This is a genomic window from Variovorax sp. GW821-FHT09B01 (assembly GCF_059418345.1).
In genome coordinates this window covers 1,011,221-1,033,519 of sequence record NZ_JBWKPQ010000001.1, presented here as the reverse complement: position 1 = coordinate 1,033,519, position 22,299 = coordinate 1,011,221, and the positions used below count along the sequence as shown (strand labels likewise).

The following is a 22,299-nucleotide window of genomic DNA, read 5'->3' as shown; positions in this document are numbered from 1 at the left end:
TGATGGGCTCCTCCTGGGTTGTTCCTGGCTCATGCCCGGCGCGCGCCGGGTGCGGCCCGCGAGACCTCGCGCCAGGCCTCGACCAGCGCATCGGCGAAGGCCTCGTCGTTGATGTGCAGCGGCAGCCGCTTGAGCTGGCGGTTCGGTCCCGGCCGGAAGCCGGCCTCGAGCGCGGCGAACAGCGCGCGGTCGGCCTCGGGGTCGTGGAAGGGCTGGCCCGGCCGGTCGATGGCCGAGACGCCGCCCTCGGGGATGAGGAAGCGCACCGGCCCGCGCATGGCGTTGAGCTTGGCGGCGATGAACTCGCCGATGGCACGGCATTCGTCGGCCGTGGTGCGCATCAAGGTCACCGTCGTGTTGTGGCGGTAGAGATTGCGTGCCCGGAAGCGCTCGGGCACGGTGTCCCAGGCGCCGAAATTCACCATGTCGAGCGCGCCGCAGGAGCCCACGTAGGGCAGGGCGTGGCGTGCGAACACGTCGAGCCGGTCGGGCCCGGCCGACAGCACGCCGCCCGCGATCTCGTCGGCCACCTCGGTGGTCGACACGTCGATCGCGCCCGCGAGCAGGCCCGAGTCCGCGAGCTTCTCCATCGACTGGCCGCCCACGCCGGTGGCATGGAACACCAGGCAGTCCCAGTCGTCCTCGAGCCGCCGCGTCACGGCCTGCACGCAGGGCGTGGTCACGCCGAACATCGTGAGGCCAATGGCGGGCCGGGTCACGGCCGACACGGACGCCGGATGCGCCACCATGCCGGCCAGCGCATTGGCCGCGTTCGACAGCACGCTCTCGCCGATGCGGTTGATGCCCTGCACGTCGGTGACCGAATACATCATGCAGATGTCGCTCGGGCCCACGTAGGGCCGGGTGTCGCCGCTGGCCATGGTCGAGACCATGAGCTTGGGCACGCCGATCGGCAGCGCGCGCATGCCCTGCGTCGCCATCGAGGTGCCGCCCGAGCCGCCGGCCGAGATCAGGCCGCCGAGGTCGCGCCGCGTGCGCAGGAAGGCCTCGAAGGCCAGGCCCATGGCGGCGGTGGCGCTGCCGCGGTCGCCGCTGAACACCGCCGACTCGCCCTTGGGATGGTGGCGCGCCACCTCGCGCGGATGCACGCTCGCGGTCGAGGGTTTGCCCGAGGTCGAGAGGTCGACCGTGACCACGCGCAGGCCCAGCCGTTCGATGCATTGGCGCAGGAAGAAAAGCTCGCGGCTCTTGGTGTCGAAGGTGCCGGCCACGTAGGCCGCGCGCACGCTGCTCGCGGCCACCGGGAAGTCGAACACCTGGCCCGAGGCGGCCGCGGGCTGCGCCGGTTCGGGCGCGGGCTCGGGCGGTGCGATCAGGCGCGGGATGTCGGCCGCGGGCGCGGCCGTGCCGCCGGCATTCCAGCGCGTGAAGCCGCGCACGCTGGCCGGCGCGAGGTCGTCGAGCGAGGGTGCGCCGTCGCCATGGGCGCGGCGCACGGTGTAGACGCGCGGCGCGTTGTCGCGGCCGTCGTCCTCGCCCATGCGCGGTGCCGGCTGCTCCGCCTCGGCCTCGTCGCCATGGCCGCCCGAGCGCACGCCCAAAAGCTTCTCCTGCAGCTCGCGGTCGGCCGCGAGTTCGGCCGCCGGCATCTCGCGCGCGATGCGGCCGTTGACCATCAGCCCGATGCGGTCGGCCACCGAGATCGCCACGCCGAGGTTCTGCTCGATCAGCAGCACCGCGATGCGGCCCTCGGCCGCGAGGTCGCGCAGCGCCTGCGCCACCTGGTCGACGATGACCGGCGCCAGGCCCTCGGTCGGTTCGTCCATCACCAGCAGCTTGGGGTTCAGCAGCAGCGCGCGGCCGATCGCGAGCATCTGCTGCTCGCCGCCCGAGAGCTGGGCGCCGCCATTGCCGCGCCGCTCGGCCAGCCGCGGGAACATCGCATAGACGCGGTCGACCTCGCGCCGGCGGCTGGCCACCAGCCGCAGCGTCTCGTCGACCGAGAGCGAGGGCCACACGCGCCGGCCCTGCGGCACGTAGGCGATGCCGCGGCGCGTGATCTCGTTGGGCGCCAGGCCCAGGATCTCCTCGCCGCCGAAGCGCACGCTGCCGCGCGCCGGCACCAGGCCGGTGAGCGCGTTGCACAGCGTGGTCTTGCCCATGCCGTTGCGCCCGACGATGCCGAGCACGCCGCGCTCCAGCGACAGGCTCACGCCCTGCAGCGCATGGGCGCGGCCGTAGTAGACGTCGAGGCCCTCGACCACCAGCGCGGTGGACCGGCCGGCCGCCGTGTCGCGATCGCCGCCGCCGAACCAGGCCATCAGTGCTTGCTCCCCATGTAGATCGCCTGCACCTGCGCATCGCCCTCGATCTCGGCCGGGCTGCCGGTGCGCAGCACGCGGCCGTTGTGCATCACCGTCACGCGGTCGACCACGCGCAGCGCGATGTCCAGGTCGTGCTCGATCAGCACGAAGCTCATGTGCGCGGGCAGCGAGGTCAACAGCGCCACCAGCTCGCGCCGCTCGGCCGGCGAGAGGCCGGCCGCGGGCTCGTCGAACAGGATCAGCCGCGGCGCGCCGGCCAGCGCCATGCCGATCTCGAGCTGGCGCTGCTGGCCGTGCGCGAGGTTCGCGACCTTCTCGTCGGCGATGTGCGACAGGCGCGCGCGCTCGAGCAGGTCCTCGGTCGCGCGCGTGCTGGCGTGGCCGGCGCCGGGCCGGCGGAAGCTGAAGCGGCCGCTGGCCACGCCGCGCACCGCGAGGAACAGGTTGTCGCGCACCGAGAGGTCGCGAAACAGCAGCGAGGACTGGTAGGTGCGCCGCAGGCCCTTGCGGATGCGGTCCTGCGGCGGCAGGTCGGTGATGTCCTCGCCGAAGAAATGGATGCGTCCCGCGGTCGGCGGGAAGTCGCCCGTGATGGCGTTGAACAGCGTGGTCTTGCCGGCGCCGTTCGATCCGAGGATGGCGTACTTCTGGCCCGCCGTGACCGCGAGCGAGACGCCGTCGATCGCGCGCAGCGCACCGAAGGCGCGCGTCACGCCGTCCAGGCGCAATGCGTCGCCCGACAGGAGCTGCGTGCTCCCGCCGTGCGCGGGTTGGGGCGTGCGCGAAGCGGGCGGTCGCAGCGTGGTGATCGTGGCCATCCTGGATGTCTCGAAGTGGGGTGGGCGCGCGGGGCGGACCCCGCGCGTTCGTACGACGGTGGTCGCCGGCCTCAGGTCCGGCAGTCCGGCACGTCGCGCGTGCCCATCCCCATCTTCTTGAACTCGGCCTCCGACAGCCCCAGCGTCTGCGAGATGTTCGGCACCGACTTCACGACCTTGTTGTAGAACGAGCCGTCGGGCGCCTTGCTCACTTCGGTGATGTAGGTCGTGCCCACGCCGTTGCGGTTGGCATCGATCTTCACGTCGCCGGCCGGGCCCTTGAAGTTGGTCTTCTGCAGCGCCTCGCGGTAGGCCTTCTGGTTGTTCGACAGGTCGCCCTTGACCGCGTCGAGCGCATCGAGCGTGGCCTTGGTGTTGATGTAGTAGAGGTAGGCGAACAGCGACGGGCTCGGGAAGCCGTCCTTGAAGCTGGCCTTGTAGTCGGCCACGAACTTCTTCCACTCGGGCGTGTCGATCGAGTCGGCCATCGGGCCCGCCGAGGCCGTGCCCAGCAGCGATTCGCGGCGCTTGCCCTTGAAGTTCAGCACCGTCTGGTCGACCGTGATCGAGCCGCCGATCATCGGCTTGTCGCCGCCGGCCTGCTCGTACTGGGTCAGGAAGTTCACCGCGTCGGAGCCGCCGAGCACCACCACCAGCGCATCGACGTTCTTCGGGATCTTCGCGATCACCGAGGCGTAGTCCTTGGTGCCCAGCGGCACCCAGGCCTTGTCGACCACCTTGCCGCCCTTGGCGCAGTAGCTGGCCATGAAGCCCTGCACCTGCGAGTAGGGGAAGCCGTAGTCCTCGGCGATCAGGAAGGTGCGCTTGTAGCCCTTGGACAGCGCATGCTCGCCCAGGCCCACCATCCACTGCGCGCCCTCGGTGTTGAAGCGGTAGAAGTTGGGCGCCGGGTCCTGCAGCGTCGCGGCCTGCGCGCCGGCCGAGCCGTTGATGAAGGTGACGTTGGGCTGCGTCTTCGCGTAGTTCTTGACCGCGATGCCCTCGTCGCCCGACAGCGGGCCGATCATGATCTGCACCTTGTCCTGCTCGACCGCCTTGCGCGTCGAGTTCACGGCCTTGTCGGGCGTGGCGTCCGACGAGACCTTCACGAACTCGATCTTCTTGCCGCCGGCCATGCCCTTCTTCTCCTTCAGCGCGAGGTCGGCGCCGCGCATGCCGTCCTGGCCCGGCGCCGCGAACGGTCCCTCGAGCGAGGCCAGCAGGCCGATCTTGAGGGTTTCCTGCGCCTGCGCGAGGCCCGCGGCCCCGGCCATCGCAAACAATGCCGCGGCGGCGACGATGCTGCGTCCGAACACCTTCTCGACTCTCTTCATGTCTCGCTCCTTCTTATCGCTGGTGAATGCGGCCTGAGCCACGGGTGGGGAAAGGTGCGCCCAGGCGCGTGCGCAAGCGATGCCACAGGCCCAGCAGTCCGTCGGGGGAAAAGAGGACGATCGCGAGGAAGACCCCGCCGATCACGAGATTGAAGCGTTCGCGGTCGACCAGGTCGATGGCGAAGTTCTGCAGCAGCACGAAGACGATCGCGCCGATGAAGGCACCGATGGGGTGCTTCATGCCGCCGAGCACGGCGATGATGAGGATGTTGATCATCGCGCCGATGCCGAGCGTGCCGGGCGAGATGCGGCCGTTGTACCAGACCAGCAGCACGCCGCCGACCGCGGCCAGGAAGCCCGACACCGCGTAGGCCGCGACCCGGTGCGCCGTGACGTCGAAGCCCAGCGCCTGCATGCGGCGCGGGTTGTCGCGGATGCCCTGCAGCGCCACGCCGAAGGGCGCGCGGATCAGGTGCTTGATGAAGAAGTAGCCCGCCACCGAGCAGCCCAGCGTGAGCAGGTAGAAGGGCACGGGCTCGCGCAGGTCGAGCCCGAACACGGTGGGCGCGGCCAGCTTGCTGAAGCCCTGGAAGCCGTTGAACAGCGTGTAGTTCTGCTGCGCGAGGTAGAAGAAGGCCACGCCCACGGCCAGCGTGATCATGATGGTGTAGATGCCCTCGGTGCGTACCGAGAGCCAGCCCACCGCGGCCGAGAACAGCGTGGCCAGCGCCAGTGCCACCAGCACCGCGAGCCACCAGGGCCAGCCCAGGCTGATCGCCGTGTTGCTGCTGCTGCCCACGATCGCGACCACGTAGGCCGCGAAGCCCGCCACCGTCATCTGCGCGAGCGAGACCATGCCGCCATAGCCGCCGAGGAAGGTCAGCGACAGCGCGATCAGGCCGAGCGCGAGCGACTGGGCGCCGATCTGGAAGGTGAAGAAGGGCGAGGCGACGAAGGGATAGACCAGCACCAGCAGCGCCACGACCAGATGGCGCCAGCGCACGGGGCGCAGCAGCCTGCCCAGCCAGCGCGGCAGCTCGCCATGGGCCGGCGGCGGCTCGGCGGGTTGCGATGGCGATGCGACCGCGCGCGGCAACGCGGTGACGCGCGCCTCCTGCGCGGGCATCGACCCGCCCGACTTCATGGCACGGCGCCACTGTGCCGCGCTCATGCGGCTTTCCCCATCAGCCCGCGCGGCTTGAAGGCCAGCGCGACCACCATGATCACGAAGGTGAAGACCACGCTGTAGGTCGGCGCATAGGCCAGGCCGAACTGCTCGGCCAGCCCGATCAGCAGCGCGCCGATGGCGGCACCGACCACGCTGCCCATGCCGCCGACGATCACCACCACCAGCGAGGCCAGCAGGTAACGCGTGTCCTCGCCCGGCGAGATCGACAGGGCCGTGCCGCCGACCACGCCGGCCAGCCCCGCGAGGCCGGCGCCGATCGCGAAGGTCAGCGCGAACACCAGCTGCACGTTGACGCCCGAGGCGGCCAGCATGCCGCGGTCGTCGACGCCGGCGCGGATCATCATGCCGATGCGCGTGCGCGCCAGCAGCAGCCACAGGCCCACGCCGATCAGCACCGAGGCCAGCAGCACCACCAGCCGGTAGGTCGGGAACTTCTCGACCAGCGGCAGCGTGGTCGAGCCGTAGATCCACGAGGGCGGATCGAAGGTGTAGATCTCGGCGCCCCAGATCCACAGCATCAGGTCGGCGAACACGATCGACAGGCCGATGGTCACCAGCGTCTGGCGCAGGTCCTGGCCCTGCATGTGGCGGAACACCAGCAACTGCATCAGCAGGCCCAGCACCGCGGCCGCGAGGAAACCCGCCATCACCGCGAGCACCCACGAACCGGTGTGCTCGCCGACGAACCAGCCCACGTAGGCGCCGAACAGGTAGAGCGAGCCGTGCGCGAGGTTCACGTTGCGCATCAGCCCGAACACCAGCGTGAAGCCGCTGGCCACGAGGAAGTAGAGCGAGGCCAGCGTGAGCCCGTTGAGCAGGGTCTTGAAGAACAGCGAGGCGTTGTCGGCCACGGCCCAGACCGCGAACACCGCGATCGGCACGCCGAGCACCAGCCACAGGGCCCAGCGCGTGAGTGCGGCGCGCGTCATGCGGCGCGCTCCCAGCCCCGGTCCCAGCCGCGCTCGGACGCGATCGCCGGTGCCTTGGCGAACTCGCCGTCCTTCATCACGGCCAAAATGCGCTTCGCATCGCGCAGGATCGAGAGGTTGGCCAGCGGGTCGCCGTCGACCAGCATCAGGTCGGCGAGGTAGCCTTCCTTGACGAGGCCGAGGTCGTCGGGCCGCATCATGATCTGGCCGCCGTACAGCGTGGTCGAGCGGATCGCCTCCATCGGCGTGAAGCCCAGGTACTTGACGAAGAACTCGAGGTCGCGCGCGTTCTGCGTGTGCGGCGTGAAGGCGAAGCCGTAGTCGCCGCCGGGCAGCACACGGATGCCGCGCTTGTGCATCTTGGCGAGCGAGACGCAGGCCGCGTCCCATTCGATCTGGTAGCCCATGTCGGCCGCCATCTGGTAGGTCACGCCATAGGGCTCGGCCTCGTGCAGCATGGCGTAGAGGATGGCGATGCCGGGCGCGACGAAGACGCGGTCCTTCGCGGCCTCGAGCATGTCGAGCGCCTCCTCGTCGACGAAGCTCGCGTGGTAGATCAGGTCGATGCCGTGGCGCAGCGCCTGCTTCACGCTCTCCGACGAGCGCGCATGCGCCACGCCGCGCTTGCCGCGGATCTTGACCTCGCGCATCGCCGCGGCCACCTCCTCGTCGAGCATCCAGGTGGTTTCCGAGGGCGACTGCGGCGTGAAGTTGTCGCCCGAGAGGTTGAGCTTGATCGAGTCGACGCCGTACTTGAGGAACAGGCGCACCGCCTTGCGCATCTCGTCGGCGCCCGAGATGTTCACGCCGAAGCTGAACTCGGGAAAGGGCAGGTGCGGCAGCGTCTCGTCGCCCAGGCCGCCGAGCACCGTGATCTCCTGGCTCGCCGCGAGGTAGCGCGGCCCGGGGATCTGGCCCGAGTTGATGGCGTTGCGGATCACCACATCGAGCCGCGGCTTGGCGCAGGCCGCGCCCACGCAGGAGGTGAAGCCGGCCTCGAGGTAGCGCTTCGCGACCTTGGCGCACCACAGCACGTGCTCCTCGAGCGGCATGGTCTGGATCGCCGCGAGCGTGGCGGCGTCGTTCCACGAGAAGTGCGTGTGGGCCTCGCACATGCCGGGCATGAGGGTGGCGCCCGCGCCGTCGATCACGGTGGCGCCGCCGGGCGCGATCGGCGCGGTGCTGCGGCCGACCTGGCGGATGCGGTTGCCGCGCACCAGCACGCTGCCGCTGTAGGGGTTCTGCCCCGTGCCGTCGAGGATGCGCACGTTGGTGAAGACGACGTCGGCCATGCGGTGCTCCGGTCGGGGTTCTGTGGCCGCGGGCGAGCCTAGGCGGCCCAGCGGGTGGGAGGTGCGACGCGCAGGCCCTGCGCCTGGCGCAGCGGCGGGGCGCGATGGAACTCGCCGTCCTTCATGACGGCCAGGATGCGCGACTTGTCCTGCAGCACCGTGATGTCGGCCAGCGGATCGCCGTCGACGAGCAGGATGTCGGCCAGGTAGCCCTCGCGGATGTAGCCCAGCACCTTGCCCATGCGCATCATCGGACCGCCCCAGGCGGTGGCCGACAGCAGCGCCTCCATGGGGCTCATGCCCACGTACTTCACGAAGTACTCGAGGTCCTTGGCATTGGTGCCGTGCGGCGTCCAGGCGAAGCCGTAGTCGCCGCCGGGCAGGATGCGGATGCCGCGCTTGCGCATCGCGCGCATGCTCTCCACCGCTGCGTCGAGCTCGCGGTGATAGCCCATCTTCGTGGTGACTTCCTTCGTCAGGCCCCACTGGCTCGCGTGGTGGCAGGTGTTGATCAGCCACGCGAGGCCGGGCGCGATGAAGTGCTCCATCTTGTGCGCCTCGAGCAGGTCGAGCGCCTCGCTGTCGGTGAAGCTCGCGTGGTAGATCACCTCGATGCCGTGCTTCACGCACTGCTTGATCGACCAGGTGGAGCGCGCATGCGCGGCCACGCGCTTGCCCCAGGCCTTGGCCTCCTCCACGCAGACGCGGATCTCCTCCTCGGTGAACTGGCTCATCTCGCTGGGCATGCCGGTGATCGACTCGCCCGAGAGATTGATCTTGAGCGAGTCGACGCCGTACTTGGCGAACATGCGCACGCAGCGGCGCATCTCCTCGGCGCCGCTGACCACCGCGCCGAAGGCGAACTCGGGCTGCGGCAGGTGCGGCTGCGTGGTGTCGCCGAGCCCGCCGGGCACGGTGATCTCCTGGCTCGCGGCCAGGTAGCGCGGGCCGACGATGGTGCCGTCGTTGATGGCGTTGCGGATCACCACGTCGAGCCGCGGCTTGGCGGTGGCGGCACCCACGCAACTGGTCCAGCCCATGTCGAGGTAGCGCTTCGCGACCTCGGCGCACCACAGGATGTGCTCCTCGGGCGGCATGCGCTGGATCGCGTCGAGGCTGGGCTGGTCGTTCCACGAGAAATGCGTGTGGGCCTCGACCATGCCGGGCATCAGGAAGGCGCCCGCGCCGTCGATGACCTGGGCGCCATGCACGGGCGCGGAGCGCGCGCCGTGCGAAGTCTTCACGACGCGCGCGATGCGGTTGCCCTGCACCAGCACGTCGCCGGTGAAGGGCGCCTCGCCGCCGCCGTCGAAGATGCGGACGTTGGTGAACAGCACGTCGGCCACGGTCAACTCCTCGCCTGCGCCGCCAGGAATTCGCGCAACTCGCGCTGGCACTCGTCGGGGCGCTCGACGGGTGTCCAATGGCCGCACTTCGGCAGCACCACCACGCGCTTGCTGGCGGCGCGGTGCAGCCGGTCGGCCATGGCGCGCACGGCCTGCGGCGGCGCCACGCCGTCCTCGTCGCCGGTCACCAGCAGCACCGCGGCCTCGATGTTCTCCACCGCCGCGGGCTGCGCGCCGGCCAGGGCCTCGCAACTGCGCGCATAGGCTTCGCCTTCTTGCCGCATCAGGCTCTCGCGCACGAAGGCCACCGCCACTGGCAGCCGCTGGCGCGTGTCGGCAGAGATCGCACCCTGCAGCAGCGCCTGCGTGATCTCGTGCATGCCGGCCGCGCCGCCGCGTGCCTTGTCGGCGCGGGCCTTCATCGCGGTGCGTGCAGCATCGGGCGGCGCGATCAGCGGGCCGAACAGCGCGAGGCTCGCCACGCACTTGGGATGTGCCGCGGCGATGTGCTGGCAGACGATGGTGCCCATCGAATGGCCGACCCAGTGCGCGCGCGCGATGCCCAGGCGTTCGCAGACCGAGAGCACGGTCGCTACGTAGCGCTCGATCGTGAGCGGCCCTTCGGCGCGCTGCGAGCGGCCGCTGCCGGGCAGGTCGATGCGCACCACGCGATGGCGCGCCAGCGCGGGCATCAGCGGCGTGTAGGTGTTCGAGCTGCCGCCCAGGCCATGCACGCAGACGACCACCGAGCCTTCGCCCTCGTCCTCCACCGCGATGCGGTCGATGAGCTGGAAGCTCATGCCAGGGCCTCGAAGCGGTTCTCGATGACGCCGATGCCGTCGACCTCGATGCGCACCGTGTCGCCCCGGCCCAGCCATTGCGGCGGGTTCAGGCCCATGCCCACGCCCGAGGGCGTGCCGGTGGCGATCACGTCGCCCGGATGCAGCGTGATGCCGCGCGAGCAGGTCTCGATCAGCGTCGGGATGTCGAAGATCATGTCGCGCGTCAGGCCGTCCTGGCGCAGCGCGCCGTTGACCCAGCCGCGCACGCGCGTGGCACGGCCATCCATCTCGTCGGCGGTCACGATCCACGGGCCCATCGGGCAGAAGGTGTCGAAGCTCTTGCCGAGGTCCCACTGCTGGTGGCGCATCTGCACGTCGCGCGCCGTGACGTCGTTGACGATGGTGTAGCCGAACACGTGCTCCATCGCCTGCGAGCGCGGGATGTCGCGCCCGCCGCGGCCGATGATCACGGCGAGCTCGGATTCGTAGTCGATCTGCACCGACACCGAGGACCGCGGCAGCCGCACCGGATCGTGCGGACCGATCACGCATTCGCCGAGCTTGCCGAACACGATCGGCCACGGATCGCTCTCGGGCATGCTGCTGCGGAACACCGAGCCCGCGAGTTCGGCCGCATGCGCGCGGTAGTTGCGCCCGACGCAGAACAGGCCGCGCAGCGGGCGCGGCAGCGGTGCGCGCAGGGTGATCACCTCGACCGGCAGCCGCGTGCCCGAGGGCTGCGGCAGCGGCTCGTTGCGTGCCAGCGCCTCGATCAGCGGCAGCACGCCGCGCGAGGCGTCGCCCACCGCCAATGGCGTGGCTTCCCGGCCGTCGGCCGAGATCGTGCCCGCATGGTTGCGGCCACCCCAACTCCAGCTTGCGAAGCGCATCGACTTTGTCTCCATATGGCCCCGAGGTCGTCGCGCTGTGCGCCGATCGCCTCGGTGGCTCCGGAAGTCATCTAGGGATTTTTGAGACTTGCGTCTCAAATCTGGGTGCGCGGATCATACGAGCCGTGTCACCATCTCCACAAGACGACTTCCGCATTTCCGAACCCCGTACAAACCCGATGGCAAGACTCAAGCACACACCGAGCGAGGCGCCGCGCGCGCCGGAACGCGGCGTTCGCGCCGCCACCTTCCGCCAGCTGCTGCAGGCCGCGATGGACATCATTCGATTGAAGGGCCACATTCCCTCGGTGGCCGAAGCGGCGGCGCGATCGAACGTGTCGCGCGCCACCGCCTACCGCTACTTCCCGAGCCGCAGCGCGCTGGTCACCGCGGTGGTCGACAGCTCGCTGGGCCCGGTGCGCCAGATGGCGTCGGACAACCCGAACGGCCGCGAGCGGCTGCACGAGCTGTTCTGCCAGACCTTTCCGCGCTTCAAGGAATTCGAGGCGCCGATGCGCGCCGCGGCGCAGCTCTCGCTCGAGCAATGGGGCCTCGAGCGCGCGGGCCTGCTGGCCGAGGAACCGTACCGGCGCGGCCATCGCGTGCGCATCCTCGAGCACGCGCTCGAGCCGATGTCGCCGCTCTTGAGCCCGCGCATGCGAGACCGGCTGCACCATGCCCTCTCGATCGTCTACGGCATCGAGCCCTACGTGGTGCTCAAGGACATCTGGGGCCTCGAGGACCGCGAGGTCGAACGCACCGCGCTGTGGATGGCCGATGCGCTGGTCGATGCGGCGCTGCGCGACTCGGCGGCGAAGCGCGCGGCGGCCGAGGCAGCGGCGGCATCGACGCCGCCCCCGGCGCCCGAATGGTTCGATGCGCAGTACAACAACCGCGCGCGCATTCCCGAGCATCCGTCGATCCTGAAGTTCTGGGCCGATGCATCGGCGCAGGCGCTGCAGCGGCCCGAGTGGATTCGCGACCTGGCCTACGGCGACGATGAGAGCGAGCGGCTCGACATCCTGCCGGCCGCATCGGGTGGGGGGAAGGCGCCGGTCTTCGTCTACATCCACGGCGGCTACTGGCGCGCGCTCGACAAGCGCGACCATGCTTTCCTCGCGCCGCCGCTGGCCGATGCGGGCGCCACCTTCGTGCAGCTCAACTATGCGCTGTGCCCGGCGGTCGACATCGAGCACATCGCGCGGCAGATGACACAGGCGCTGGCCTGGGTGCATCGCAACATCGCGGCGCATGGCGGCGATCCCGCGCGCATCGTCGTCGCGGGCCATTCGGCCGGCGGCCACTTGGCCACCATGCTGCTGGCCTGCGACTGGCAACGGGTCGAGCCCGACCTGCCGCGCGATCTCGTCAAGTCTGCGCTGCCGATCTCGGGCGTCTACGAGCTCGAGCCCTTGCGGCACGCGCCTTTCCTCGCGGCCGACATCGGGCTGACCGAGGCCTCGGCGCTGCGGCTGAGTCCGGCCGCCATGCCCGCGCCGAAGCAGGGCACGCTGGTGACGGTGGTCGGTGGCGACGAGAGCGAGGAGTTCCACCGCCAGGCCGAGCTGATCGCCAGCGCCTGGGGCCGCCGCGTGGTGGTGGGCACCGAGCGGCCCGCGAACCGCAACCACATGAGCGTGCTGGCCGATCTCGCGGACCCCGCATCGGGCACGCACCGGCAGGCGCTGGGCCTGCTCGGACTCGCCGATCCGGCGCGCTGATCCCCGGTCCTCGCGCGGGCCGCGCCACGGCGGGGGTCTGGAAGCCCCACGACGTGGCGCGCCCACGTCCGACAAACCACCGGGGGGCCTCGCGTCGTACAAGTTGCTCAACCTGCTTCAACTTCATTCCCAGGAGAGCCAACCGATGAGCGACAAGAAGCCGAATCCCGTGATCAATGCGGTGTCCAACGTCGTGGCGGCCCTGCGCGCCGATGACGACCAGATCGCGGTGGCCAAGGCCCACGAATCCCTCGAGCCCGAGGCGATCGAGAAACTCACGCCCGAGGAGGCACGCCGGCAGCCGACCGTGGCCGATGCCGTGAAGAAGCTGCTCGAGCAGCAGAACCGTTCGGCCGTGCCCGAGGCGCTGGTGCCGGGCGTGACCACGCGCGAGCTCACGGTCGATGGCGCCACCGGCCCGCTGGCCGCCACGCTTTACACGCCCGCGGGGCAGGGGCCCTTTCCCGTCGTCCTGTATTTCCATGGCGGCGGCTGGGTGATCGCCAACCGACAGGTGTACGACGGCGGCGCGCGCGGCCTGGCCGCGGCCGCGCAGGCGATGGTGCTGTCGGTCGACTACCGGCTCGCGCCCGAGCACAAGTTTCCGGCCGCATGGGACGACGCGCTCGCGGCCTACCGCTGGCTGATCGAGCACGCGGCCTCGTTCGGCGGCGACGCCTCGCGCCTCGCGCTCGCGGGCGAATCGGCCGGCGGCAATCTCGCGGTGGCCACGGCGATCGCCGCGCGCGACGCCGGCCTGCGCGCGCCGCGCCACGTGCTGTCGGTCTACCCCGTCACGCAGACCAGCCGCAACACCGAGTCCTACCTCGAGAACGCGATCGCCAAGCCGCTCAACCGCGCGATGATGGACTGGTTCTTCACCCACGTGACGCGCGGCGAGCAGGACCTCGACGACCCGCGGCTGTCGCTGGTCGATGCGCCGCTGGCCGGGCTGGCACCGGTCACCATCGTCAATGCGCGGCTCGATCCGCTGCGCAGCGATGGCGCGAGACTCGAGAGCGCCCTGATCGACGCGGGCGTAGAGGTCGCGCGCAAGGAATTTGAAGGCGTGGCGCACGAGTTCTTCGGCGCCGCGGCGGTGCTCGAGAAGGCCAGGGACGCGCAGGCTTTCGCGGGCGAGCGGCTGCGGCGGTCGTTCGCGCCCTGAGGGCCCGGGTCCACACGATGGCGAAAACACCATGAGCCTGACCGGTTACCTCGTCGAGGACAACCCCCTGATTCGCGACAGCCTGATCGCGACGCTGGAGGAGCTTGCGCCCGTGCACATGGTCGGCAGTGCGGAGACCCAGGCCGAGGCCGTGGCCTGGCTGCACGATGCCGATGGCCAATGGGACGTGGCCGTGGTCGATCTCTTCCTGCGCCACGGCACCGGTTTCGGCGTGCTGATGGGCTGCAGGGATCGCCTGCCGCGCCAGCGCATGGTGATCTTCTCGAACTTCGCGACCAAGGACATGCGCGAGCGCGCGCTGCTGCTGGGCGCCGATGCGGTGTTCGACAAGTCGACGGAGATCGAGGGCCTGCTGCGCTTTCTCGAGGAGACGGAGCGCGCGGTCGACCGGTCCTGAAGCCGTGCGCTACAGCGCCTGGATGTCGGGCAGCACCCAGGTGCGGTCGAAGTAGGCCGAGAGTGGGCCGAAGAGACGGAAATAGACGTACCAGGAATGTCCGGGCGTGGTGGGGATCCAGTTCTTCTCGAGGCCCGGCGCAGGCGTCGGGCCCAGCACGATGTCGACCGACCCATCGGCGTTCTTCGCCAGGTCCTGGCGCGAGGAGCGATCGACGATCTGCTGCGCGTTCTGGATCAGGCCGCGGGTCTGCGTGTCGTACAGCGTGACCGACCAGAACAGCCTGGCGGGCACGTCCGCCGGCACGCGCAGGCGGTAGCTGCGCGCGCCGTCGAACGGGGCCGCCTTCGCGTCGTAGTAGGCGGCGAGATAGGCCGCGCCGACGCCGGGCGTTCGCGTCAGCACGGCCGCCGAGGTGCCGGTGACTTCGTAGAAGAAAGCCGTGCGCTCCTCGAACAGCGTGCCGCCGGGCACGTCCTGCGCGTTGTCGAAGCCGGGCGCGATCAGGTATTCCCAGTGGGTGTCGGGGCGATAGCGCATGCCGGGGATGCGCTTGCGGAAGGCGATGGCCTTGGCCGTGGCCTCGCCCACGATCGCGGCCTTCTCCAGCACGGCCTGTTGCCGGGCATCGGGTGCGAAGGGGCGATCGGCGCCGATGCCGAGCGGCGCGAGCAGGGCGGCGAAGAAGCGGTCGCGATCCTCCACGGGCTCTCCCCGCAGCGCGTTCGCCAGCCGTTGCCAGTAGGCGAGGCCGCTCGGATGCGCCATGCTCGTCAGTTCGCCCTCGTGCTTGAAGCGCAGCAGGCGTGTCCTTGCCGCGGCAGGCTGCTGGCCGGGCGGATGGACGCGCAGGGCCGAGAAGACCGTTTCCACCTGCGCCAGGTCGGCATCGAGTCCGCGGCAGAACAGCAGGACCTTGAAGGTGCGCGATCGCAGCAGGTGCGCGCCGGCCGGCAGCTCGCCCGGCGCCTGCTGCCCTGGACCGAGCAGCACGAACACGGCGCCTCGGCCCGCATCGGGCCCGGTCATGCCGACATCGCACAGGGGTCGGTCCCACCAGTCGATCAGCGAGCCCGCGGTCGCACCCGGCGGATAGTGCAGCACCAGCGGTTGCCGCGAAAGATCGAAGAAGGCGAAGACATAGGGCGTGGTGACGTTCGAGCCGAGCATCGCGCTGACGTCGCGGTAGCCCGACACCCGCACGAAGTCGCCGCTGCGCGCGCCCGCGTTGTCGACCAGCATCTGCCGCGCGCTTTCCATGCCGACGGTCGGGATGGCCCAGAGATAGCTCATCACGGCGCTCTGGTGGTCGAGCGCCTGGTAGAGGTCGTCCACGGTGCGCGCCGTGGGCATGCCGAGCTCGAACTCGAGCGCGCCGGCCTGCGTGTCGACCGCGGGGTGCGTGCCCGCGCCCTGGCCGGTGCCCGCGGCCGTGGGTTTCGAACTCAGAAGCGCCAGGGTCGTGGCCAGCTTGAAGGCGCCTCGTCGATTCAATGCCATGAACATCGGTCCTCGAAAGCTTGCAGCCTGCGTCAGTCTGGAAAACGCAGCACGGCCTTGATGGTCCGGCCCTGCTCGCCGTCTTCCACGGCCTCGTTGATCTGGTCGAAGGCATAGAACCGGATCAGCTTGTCGAAGGGGAAGCGCCCCTGCCGATACAGCTCGACCAGCTTCGGGATGAACAGGTCCGGCACCGAGTCGCCTTCGCAGATGCCGCGGATCTTGCGGCCCAGCAGCAGGCCCCAGGTGTCGAGGCCGATCTCGCTGCCGAAGGCGGGTGCACCGATCATGCCGCACTCGCCCATGATCTGGATCGAGTCGACGGCCTGGCGCAGGGCCGTGAGGTTGCCCGAGGTCTCGAGCGAGAACTGCGTGCCGCCGCCGCCGGTGATCTCCTGGATGCGCCGCACCGGATCGGTGATCCGCGGGTTGACGACGTGGGTGGCGCCGAGCTCGAGCGCGAACTGCAGGCGCGCCTCGTTCGGGTCGACGCAGATGCGGATCGCGCAGCCGGTCACGTTGGCCGCGAGCAGCGCCGAGAGGCCGACCGATCCCGCGCCGTAGATGGCGATCGAATCGCCGGCCTGCGGGCGCAGCGAGTTGATGACCGCGCCCGCGCCGGTCTGCACGCCGCAGCCCAGGGGGCCCATGATCTCGAGCGGCACGTCCGACGGGATCTTCACCACGCTGCGCTCGGTGCCCAGGGCGTAGGTCGCGAACGAGGACTGGTTGAAGAAGGCCCCGTGCACGACGTCGCCGCCCTTGTGCATGGTGGGCGTTCCGTCCATGCGCGCGAAGCCGAAGTTGGCCTTGAAGAAGTGCCGGCAGTACATGGGCTTGCCGGTCTGGCAGGTGTCGCAGTGGCCGCAGAAGTTGCAGCTCATCACGACGTGATCACCGGGTTTCAGCTTGCTCACGCGGCTGCCGACCTGTTCGACGATGCCCGCGCCTTCGTGGCCGTACACCGCGGGGAAGGGCGCTGGCACCACCTGGTCCCGCGGCAGGGTGTCGGTGTGGCAGACGCCGCAGCTCTTCATGCGGATGAGCACCTCGTCGTCGCGTGGCGCCTCCAGTTCGATGTCCTCGAGGGTGAACTTGCCACCCTTCTCGCGCATGACGGCGGCTGTGATCTGCATGGGATGACCTCTTTGGATGTAGGGAGTGGGGAGGGCGGAGTGCTGCGTGCCGCGGGCTCAGGCCCTGGGGGCGAACCACGGGGCCGCCACCTGCGTCTGGATCGTCACGGCCTTGAGGTGCGTGTACATGTTGAGCGTCTCGTGGCAGTACTCGCTGCCGATCCCGCTCTCCTTGAAGCCGCCGAAGGGCGAGCCGCTCGCGAGGTTGAAGTAGTGGTTGATCCACACCGAGCCGGCCTGCAGCCGGTCGGCCGTGTCCCAGGCGTTGCGCAGGTTGCTGGTGTAGAGGCCGGCGGCCAGGCCGTAGCGCACGCCGTTGGCCTCCTCGATCATCCGGTCGTGGTCCTTCCAGCGGATCACGCTGAGCACCGGGCCGAAGATCTCCTCCTGCGCGATGCGCATGCTGTTGTCGGCCTCGAACACGGTCGGCGCGATGAAGTGGCCGTGGGCCTGCCCCTCGACGTCGATACGCCTGCCGCCGGTCATCAGCCGCGCGCCCTCGGCCTTGCCGATGTCGATGTAGTTCATCACGCGCCGGCCCTGCTCGGGCGACACGAGGTTCGAGAGCACGGTGTCGGGCGCGAGCGCCGCGCCGACCCGCACGCGCTCCATGCCGGCGACGAGGCGGTCCATCACGGCGTCGTAGACCGCGTCGTGCACGAACAGCCGGGTACCCGCGAGGCAGGACTGGCCGTTGCAGTACAGGGTCGCGAACATCGCGTTGTCGACTACCGCGTCGATGTCCTCGATGTCGGGAAAGATGATGTTCGGGCTCTTGCCGCCCAGTTCCAGCGACACCGGAACCAGCCGGTCGGCGCCGGCGCGCGAGATGATCCGCCCGACCTCGCTGCTGCCCGTGAAGGCCAGCTTCGCCACGCCGGGGTGCGCGGTCAGCGCGGCCCCGGCCTCCTCGCCGAAGCCGGGCACGATGTTGATGACGCCGGGCGGAAAGATCTTCGCGATGTGCCGGCACAGCTCCAGCGTGCTGAGCGAGGCGTTCTCGTCGGGCTTCAGCACCACCGTGTTGCCCGCCGCGATCGCCGGCGCGATCTTGAAGGCCGCCATGATCGCGGGCACGTTCCACGGAATGATCTGGCCGCACACGCCATAGGGCTCGCGCTTGGCGACCAGGTAGCCGCCGGGGATCGGGCGGCCGAATCCCTCGTGCGTGAGGGCCGCGGCCGCGAAGTAGCGGTACTGCGAGATCGCGAACTGGTGATCGAGGCCGGTCTCGAAGAGGCGCCGGCCGATGTCGATCGAATCGATGCGCGCGAGGCGCTGCTGGTCGGCTTCCACGGCCGCCGCCAGCTTCAGCAGCAGGGCCGAGCGCTCCTCGGGCGCGGTGGCGCGCCAGGCCGGGAAGGCCCTGGTGGCGGCCCGCACGGCCGCATCGACCTCGACAGCGCCGCAGCGCGCGATGCGCGCGATCTGCTCGCCCGTGCCCGAATGCCGCGCCTCGAAGGTCGGACCGTCGACCGGCTGGAACGCGTTGTCGATGAAGGCACCGTAGGTTTCGGAAAGACCGAGGTCGTGGATCGAGCTCATCAAGGGACTCCTGTGCATGGATGGATGGGGGCGCGACCGGCCTGTGGGGCACGGTCGGCTCGGCTGGCGCCAGTCTTCAGGAAGACGCGCCGCGCCGCGATCCGGAATGCGAAGCGCTATCCGCGATGCGCAGGACGAGGGCTCCGGGCGTTCCCGCATCGCGCCGCTCAGCGAGGGAGCGCGGGGGAGCGCACCCCTAGAATGCGGGCCCGGCGGCAGCATGCAGAAGCTGTCGCGCCGTCTGTGGAAGGGGCGACCATGCACTATCGGACCCATGATCTCGACGAAGCCATCCACGCCGTGGGCGCCGTGTACTGCCCGCACGAGCTCCACCTGGATCGCCGGGCCAAGGCCCTGGACACCCGGCTGAGCGCGACCGAGGCGAGGCCGCTGGCGCTGGTCCAGCTCGCCTACGGCGCGCGCGTGGAGGTCGACGCGGGCGAGTTCCCCGGCCTGTTCCTCTTCATGCGCTGCACCGCCGGCGAAGGCACCGTGTTGCAGGGCAACCGCAGCGCCACCTGGCGCGCCGGCACGACGATCCCCGTATCGGCCGGCCGGCCCACCCGTTTCGATTTCGGCGCCAGCTTCGAGCAGATCACCTTCCGGCCCGACACGGCGACGCTGGAGGCGTGCTGCGCCAGCCTCGTCGGCCGTCCGCTCGACGACGGGCTGAAGTTCGACCCCGTGCCGTTCACGCCGGCGCTCGAGCGTTCATGGTCCGGCGTGTGGGACCTGGTCGACACCTTGCCTGCTGCGCTGCCGGCCCCGGCGTATCGTTCGCTCGAGCAGTTCGTTCTCATGTCCCTGCTGCACGGGCATCCGCACAACTACACCGGCTGGATGCGCGGAGAGCGGCCCGTATCGCGGCCCGCGCGCCTTGCGGGCCTGGCCGAGGCGCTCATTCACGACCGCATCGCGGACCTGTCGCTGACGGTGTCCGACATCGCTTCGTCGCTGGGCGTGGGCGTGCGCGCCTTGCAGCTCGCGTTTCAGGCGCACCGGGGGATGACGCCGACGGCCTACCTGCGGCAGATCCGCCTCGCGCAGGTGCGCGAGCGATTGCTGGATGGCGCTGACGACGACACGGTGACGGACATCGCATTCGCCCACGGCTTCTTTCATCTGAGCCGCCTCGCGCAGCAGTACAAGGCGCAATTCGGCGAGGCGCCATCGGACACCCTGCGCGCGCGCCATCGCCGGACGGCATGATGGGCGCATGCCTCGTTCCAACCCCTCATCCATGCCAGAACCCGTTTTCCGCCAGGCCCTTCCTTCCGATGCCGAACGCTGCTACGCGATAGAGATCGGCGCCTACGAGGGCGACGAAGCCGCCACCCTGGCCAAGATCCGCACGCGCATCGACCAGTACCCGCAGGGCTTTCTCATCATGGAGCTCGAGGGGCAGCTCATCGGCTTCATCAACAGCGGGTGCGCGCACGAGGTCGTGATGTCGGACGAGGCCTTCAAGGAGCTGGTCGGCCACGACGCCGCCGCGCCCAACGTCGTGATCATGTCCGTGGTCATCGATCCCCTGTTCCAGGGGCGCGGGTATGCCAGCGTGATGATGAAGACCTTCGTCGACCAGATGCGGCAGGCCGGCAAGCAAACGATCCACCTGATGTGCAAGGAGCGCCACGTGGCGCTCTATGCACGGCAGGGGTACGGCTACGTGAGGCCTTCGCCGTCCGACCATGGCGGGATGTCCTGGCACGAGATGCTGATGGTGCTCTAGCGGGCACAATCAGCGCGCCGCAGGCTCTCAGCCTTCGTTGGTCGGAGGCAGGAAGCAGAAGGCCATCGGCGTGTCCTTCTGGTAGTCCAGCGCCACGCCGTAGCAGTCCTCGGTGTTCCACTGCTGGGCGCCCCAGTCGAAGAAGGCGCCATCGACGTTCCCGTCGATGGACCCCAGCTGTCCCGGCATGGCGCCGCTGGACGTCGCGGCCACCGCGATGGGGGTGTCGCCGTTGCCGTCGAGGCCGTCCAGCCGGTCCCGGTCGCTGCCGAGCATGTTCGTGAACATCATCGGCTTTCACGGCGTGGGCATCATCTTGTTGTCGCGGTCGGGTTCGACCTGGCCGACGTTGAACGAGACGAGCAGGACGTCCTTGCGCGCGTCGGCGATCTTCGTGTCGAAGTGGATGGCCTTCTGGCTGCCCAGCACCTTGTCGATCGAGTAGGCGGGCGTCCGCGGGTCGGGGTTCATGGCGTTGTAGAAGTTCAGTTCATCGCCGGCGAGCATTCTCGTTTCGTCCAGCAGCGCCTTGTTGGCGTCGTACAGGCGCTGGAGGATGGTGGCGGAGAGCAGGCCGCGGATGCCGCCGCCGACGAACGAGAGAATTGTGTAATGGCCGGGAAGCGTCGACATTGCGAAAGCTCCTTCAGGTGAGTTGATCCCATGCGGGGAGTCGCAGTGTCGAGTGCCGCTATTGCAATTGCACCTTACTTTTTTTGCAGTGGATATCTCGATGCAATGGAGAAATTGCCAATCAGGTCTATTGGCTGACAACGGATTTCAGTGGGGAATGGCGGAGGTTGCGAGGTCAATCAGGAGCCTGCGAAGTTCGCCATGGCTCGGGCACCGGAATCGGTGAGACCGGGCTTTTCGGAACTTCACGCCATCGGCCACCCATGGTGATGGAATGCGAGGCGCAATGTGCTTCCTCGCGCGCCGCGCCGGCATGAATTTTTTCGAATTACCGCTAATCGCCAAACCAGAAAATCACCCAAAGCCCGACGGAGCTGTATGCGACGAGCATGGCCAGCGTTTCGCGTTGAAGGGCAAGGCGCGCGTGCTGGGCGCGAATACGAATCGTCATCTCGACCCCCTCTCTCCACAGCCACTCCCCTCGACGGAGATTGTGCGAGGCCTGTCCATTCGTCAAGCCGAAATTAGTTCGCTGCGGGACTGTCGGTATTGCGTGTTGTCAGTAGATACGGTTCGAGGACTTTCCGTGCGACGCAACGGCGAGGCAATTGAACAGGAGGCCTCGCAAGACGTTTGGATATCAATGGCCCGCCATCGCCGATTCGACTTTTTCCCGCGGCGAACTCTGAAGCGCATCGACCAGGAAGTCGACCATCACCCGCACCTTCGCGCTGAGATGGCGACGGCTGGCGTAGATCGCGAGGATGTCGATCGGCGGCATGCGATAGCCGGGCATGACCTCGACCAGTCGCCCGGCCTGCACGTCGTCGCCAATCACGAAACTCGGTTGCCAGATGACGCCGGCGCCGGCAAGCGCCGCCGCACGAGCGGTTTCGCCGTTGTTGGCCCGCAGGGCCCAGCGCACGCGAACCGATTCCAGCGACCCGCCGGGGCCGGCGAACTGCCACTCGTCGGAGGTCGCGCCGTAGGTATAGCCCAGGCACAGGTGCCGCGACAGGTCCGCGGGCACCTCGGGCATGCCATGCCTCGCCAGGTAGTCGGGCGAGGCGCACACGAGGTTCTGCGAACGCCCCAGGTTGCGCGCGATGTGATTGCCCGAGGTGGTCCGCGAGATGCGGATCGCCAGGTCGTAGCCCTCCTCGACGATGTCGACCACGCGGTCGATGAGCGCGATGTCGAGTTCGACGTCGGGGTACTTCGCCATGAACTTCGGCCACAGCGGCGCCAGCACGAGGCTGCCGAAACTCAGCGGCGCATTGAGGCGCAGCCGCCCGCGCGGCTGGAGCGAGGCGGTGGTCGCGAGCGCCTCGGTCTCGGCCACCTCCTCGAGGATCGACTTCGCCCGGTCGAACAGGGCCTCGCCGCCCTCGGTGAGCGACAGGCGGCGCGAGGTGCGGTTGATCAGCCGCGTGCGCAGGTGGGCTTCGAGCTCGTTGACGTAGCGCGTCACGTTGGCCGGGGAGGTGTCGAGCGCGTCGGCCGCCTTGACGAAGCTGCCGCGCGCGACCACGGTCACGAACACCTCGTACGCACGCAATCGGTCCATGGCCCTGGCTCCAA

Annotated in this window: 20 protein-coding genes and 1 pseudogene; 5 read left to right on the top strand and 16 right to left on the bottom strand. The window is 69.4% G+C overall.

The genetic code is table 11. The annotated features are described in order from the left end of the window. Positions 1–29: 29 nt before the first annotated feature. The 10 genes and pseudogenes from AC07RV_RS04420 to AC07RV_RS04375 form a co-directional block, all read right to left on the bottom strand. Positions 30–1,247: a Tm-1-like ATP-binding domain-containing protein gene (locus tag AC07RV_RS04420; protein ID WP_296787033.1), complete on the bottom strand. Its 1,218-nt coding sequence runs from the start codon at positions 1,245–1,247 to the stop codon at positions 30–32. A 537-nt stretch (positions 1,248–1,784) separates the two neighbouring features. Continuing rightward, positions 1,785–2,282: pseudogene (locus AC07RV_RS04415) on the bottom strand (ABC transporter ATP-binding protein); the annotation flags it as partial. Further along, entirely contained in the window at positions 2,282–3,103 is an 822-nt protein-coding gene (locus AC07RV_RS04410) for an ABC transporter ATP-binding protein (protein WP_296785589.1), read from the bottom strand. The pseudogene AC07RV_RS04415 and the gene AC07RV_RS04410, both read right to left, overlap by 1 nt. Before the next feature lie 71 nt (positions 3,104–3,174). Next, on the bottom strand, positions 3,175–4,437 hold the full coding sequence (locus AC07RV_RS04405; protein WP_296785582.1) for an ABC transporter substrate-binding protein: 1,263 nt from the start codon (positions 4,435–4,437) through the stop codon (positions 3,175–3,177). A 13-nt stretch (positions 4,438–4,450) separates the two neighbouring features. Then, positions 4,451–5,608 carry a branched-chain amino acid ABC transporter permease gene (locus AC07RV_RS04400; RefSeq protein WP_296785579.1) on the bottom strand — a complete coding sequence of 386 codons (1,158 nt, stop codon included), beginning with the start codon at positions 5,606–5,608 and terminating at the stop codon, positions 4,451–4,453. Then, entirely contained in the window at positions 5,605–6,555 is a 951-nt protein-coding gene (locus tag AC07RV_RS04395; RefSeq protein WP_208512424.1) for a branched-chain amino acid ABC transporter permease, read from the bottom strand. The genes AC07RV_RS04400 and AC07RV_RS04395 overlap by 4 nt, the downstream gene beginning before the upstream one ends. Beyond that, complete coding sequence (locus tag AC07RV_RS04390) at positions 6,552–7,847, bottom strand: metal-dependent hydrolase family protein (protein ID WP_296785574.1); 1,296 nt, start codon at positions 7,845–7,847, stop codon at positions 6,552–6,554. The genes AC07RV_RS04395 and AC07RV_RS04390 overlap by 4 nt, the downstream gene beginning before the upstream one ends. A gap of 38 nt (positions 7,848–7,885) precedes the next feature. Beyond that, positions 7,886–9,193, bottom strand: coding sequence for a metal-dependent hydrolase family protein (locus AC07RV_RS04385; RefSeq protein ID WP_296785571.1), 1,308 nt, complete (start codon positions 9,191–9,193; stop codon positions 7,886–7,888). Positions 9,194–9,195: 2 nt separating this feature from the next. Then, positions 9,196–9,993, bottom strand: a complete 798-nt coding sequence (locus AC07RV_RS04380) for an alpha/beta fold hydrolase (RefSeq protein ID WP_296785565.1) — start codon at positions 9,991–9,993, stop codon at positions 9,196–9,198. After that, positions 9,990–10,865 carry a fumarylacetoacetate hydrolase family protein gene (locus AC07RV_RS04375; protein WP_296785561.1) on the bottom strand — a complete coding sequence of 292 codons (876 nt, stop codon included), beginning with the start codon at positions 10,863–10,865 and terminating at the stop codon, positions 9,990–9,992. The genes AC07RV_RS04380 and AC07RV_RS04375 overlap by 4 nt, the downstream gene beginning before the upstream one ends. A gap of 179 nt (positions 10,866–11,044) precedes the next feature. Between AC07RV_RS04375 and AC07RV_RS04370 the strand changes: the two genes are divergently transcribed. The 3 genes from AC07RV_RS04370 to AC07RV_RS04360 all read left to right on the top strand — a co-directional run bounded on the left by AC07RV_RS04370 (position 11,045) and on the right by AC07RV_RS04360 (position 14,172). Then, entirely contained in the window at positions 11,045–12,586 is a 1,542-nt protein-coding gene (locus AC07RV_RS04370) for an alpha/beta hydrolase fold domain-containing protein (RefSeq protein ID WP_296785556.1), read from the top strand. Between the two features lie 145 nt (positions 12,587–12,731). Beyond that, on the top strand, positions 12,732–13,754 hold the full coding sequence (locus tag AC07RV_RS04365; protein ID WP_296785551.1) for an alpha/beta hydrolase: 1,023 nt from the start codon (positions 12,732–12,734) through the stop codon (positions 13,752–13,754). Positions 13,755–13,785: 31 nt separating this feature from the next. After that, positions 13,786–14,172, top strand: a complete 387-nt coding sequence (locus tag AC07RV_RS04360; protein WP_093352478.1) for a response regulator — start codon at positions 13,786–13,788, stop codon at positions 14,170–14,172. Between the two features lie 9 nt (positions 14,173–14,181). Here AC07RV_RS04360 and AC07RV_RS04355 read toward each other — a convergent pair whose 3' ends face one another. The 3 genes from AC07RV_RS04355 to AC07RV_RS04345 are packed head-to-tail and all read right to left on the bottom strand — an operon-like array spanning position 14,182 to position 18,353. Next, entirely contained in the window at positions 14,182–15,672 is a 1,491-nt protein-coding gene (locus tag AC07RV_RS04355) for a DUF1254 domain-containing protein (protein WP_296785543.1), read from the bottom strand. 32 nt (positions 15,673–15,704) lie between these two features. Continuing rightward, positions 15,705–16,808 carry an NAD(P)-dependent alcohol dehydrogenase gene (locus AC07RV_RS04350; protein ID WP_296785541.1) on the bottom strand — a complete coding sequence of 368 codons (1,104 nt, stop codon included), beginning with the start codon at positions 16,806–16,808 and terminating at the stop codon, positions 15,705–15,707. A 57-nt stretch (positions 16,809–16,865) separates the two neighbouring features. After that, a complete protein-coding gene (locus AC07RV_RS04345; protein ID WP_296785538.1) occupies positions 16,866–18,353 on the bottom strand; it encodes an aldehyde dehydrogenase family protein in 1,488 nt (495 codons plus the stop codon). A 258-nt stretch (positions 18,354–18,611) separates the two neighbouring features. On the opposite strand from AC07RV_RS04345, the gene AC07RV_RS04340 reads away from it, so the two are divergent. Both AC07RV_RS04340 and AC07RV_RS04335 read left to right on the top strand, forming a co-directional pair. Then, on the top strand, positions 18,612–19,562 hold the full coding sequence (locus tag AC07RV_RS04340; protein WP_296785535.1) for an AraC family transcriptional regulator: 951 nt from the start codon (positions 18,612–18,614) through the stop codon (positions 19,560–19,562). Positions 19,563–19,593: 31 nt separating this feature from the next. Further along, positions 19,594–20,085 carry a GNAT family N-acetyltransferase gene (locus AC07RV_RS04335; protein WP_296785533.1) on the top strand — a complete coding sequence of 164 codons (492 nt, stop codon included), beginning with the start codon at positions 19,594–19,596 and terminating at the stop codon, positions 20,083–20,085. 27 nt (positions 20,086–20,112) lie between these two features. On the opposite strand, the gene AC07RV_RS04330 is transcribed toward AC07RV_RS04335, so the two are convergent. The 3 genes from AC07RV_RS04330 to AC07RV_RS04320 form a co-directional block, all read right to left on the bottom strand. Beyond that, positions 20,113–20,373: a hypothetical protein gene (locus AC07RV_RS04330; RefSeq protein WP_495338093.1), complete on the bottom strand. Its 261-nt coding sequence runs from the start codon at positions 20,371–20,373 to the stop codon at positions 20,113–20,115. Between the two features lie 9 nt (positions 20,374–20,382). Then, positions 20,383–20,718: a patatin-like phospholipase domain-containing protein gene (locus tag AC07RV_RS04325; protein WP_296785528.1), complete on the bottom strand. Its 336-nt coding sequence runs from the start codon at positions 20,716–20,718 to the stop codon at positions 20,383–20,385. Positions 20,719–21,358: 640 nt separating this feature from the next. Continuing rightward, complete coding sequence (locus AC07RV_RS04320; RefSeq protein WP_296785525.1) at positions 21,359–22,285, bottom strand: LysR family transcriptional regulator; 927 nt, start codon at positions 22,283–22,285, stop codon at positions 21,359–21,361. Positions 22,286–22,299 lie beyond the last annotated feature (14 nt).

Coding starts and splice junctions, on each gene's coding strand:
- AC07RV_RS04365 (WP_296785551.1), top strand. CDS start 12,732: ATGAGCGACAAGAAGCCGAATCCCGTGATCAATGCGGTGTCCAACGTC.
- AC07RV_RS04325 (WP_296785528.1), bottom strand. CDS start 20,718: ATGTCGACGCTTCCCGGCCATTACACAATTCTCTCGTTCGTCGGCGGC.
- AC07RV_RS04355 (WP_296785543.1), bottom strand. CDS start 15,672: ATGGCATTGAATCGACGAGGCGCCTTCAAGCTGGCCACGACCCTGGCG.
- AC07RV_RS04330 (WP_495338093.1), bottom strand. CDS start 20,373: ATGTTCACGAACATGCTCGGCAGCGACCGGGACCGGCTGGACGGCCTC.
- AC07RV_RS04335 (WP_296785533.1), top strand. CDS start 19,594: ATGCCAGAACCCGTTTTCCGCCAGGCCCTTCCTTCCGATGCCGAACGC.
- AC07RV_RS04350 (WP_296785541.1), bottom strand. CDS start 16,808: ATGCAGATCACAGCCGCCGTCATGCGCGAGAAGGGTGGCAAGTTCACC.
- AC07RV_RS04375 (WP_296785561.1), bottom strand. CDS start 10,865: ATGCGCTTCGCAAGCTGGAGTTGGGGTGGCCGCAACCATGCGGGCACG.
- AC07RV_RS04405 (WP_296785582.1), bottom strand. CDS start 4,437: ATGAAGAGAGTCGAGAAGGTGTTCGGACGCAGCATCGTCGCCGCCGCG.
- AC07RV_RS04345 (WP_296785538.1), bottom strand. CDS start 18,353: ATGAGCTCGATCCACGACCTCGGTCTTTCCGAAACCTACGGTGCCTTC.
- AC07RV_RS04410 (WP_296785589.1), bottom strand. CDS start 3,103: ATGGCCACGATCACCACGCTGCGACCGCCCGCTTCGCGCACGCCCCAA.
- AC07RV_RS04400 (WP_296785579.1), bottom strand. CDS start 5,608: ATGAGCGCGGCACAGTGGCGCCGTGCCATGAAGTCGGGCGGGTCGATG.
- AC07RV_RS04360 (WP_093352478.1), top strand. CDS start 13,786: ATGAGCCTGACCGGTTACCTCGTCGAGGACAACCCCCTGATTCGCGAC.
- AC07RV_RS04370 (WP_296785556.1), top strand. CDS start 11,045: ATGGCAAGACTCAAGCACACACCGAGCGAGGCGCCGCGCGCGCCGGAA.
- AC07RV_RS04320 (WP_296785525.1), bottom strand. CDS start 22,285: ATGGACCGATTGCGTGCGTACGAGGTGTTCGTGACCGTGGTCGCGCGC.
- AC07RV_RS04340 (WP_296785535.1), top strand. CDS start 18,612: ATGCACTATCGGACCCATGATCTCGACGAAGCCATCCACGCCGTGGGC.
- AC07RV_RS04390 (WP_296785574.1), bottom strand. CDS start 7,847: ATGGCCGACGTCGTCTTCACCAACGTGCGCATCCTCGACGGCACGGGG.
- AC07RV_RS04395 (WP_208512424.1), bottom strand. CDS start 6,555: ATGACGCGCGCCGCACTCACGCGCTGGGCCCTGTGGCTGGTGCTCGGC.
- AC07RV_RS04380 (WP_296785565.1), bottom strand. CDS start 9,993: ATGAGCTTCCAGCTCATCGACCGCATCGCGGTGGAGGACGAGGGCGAA.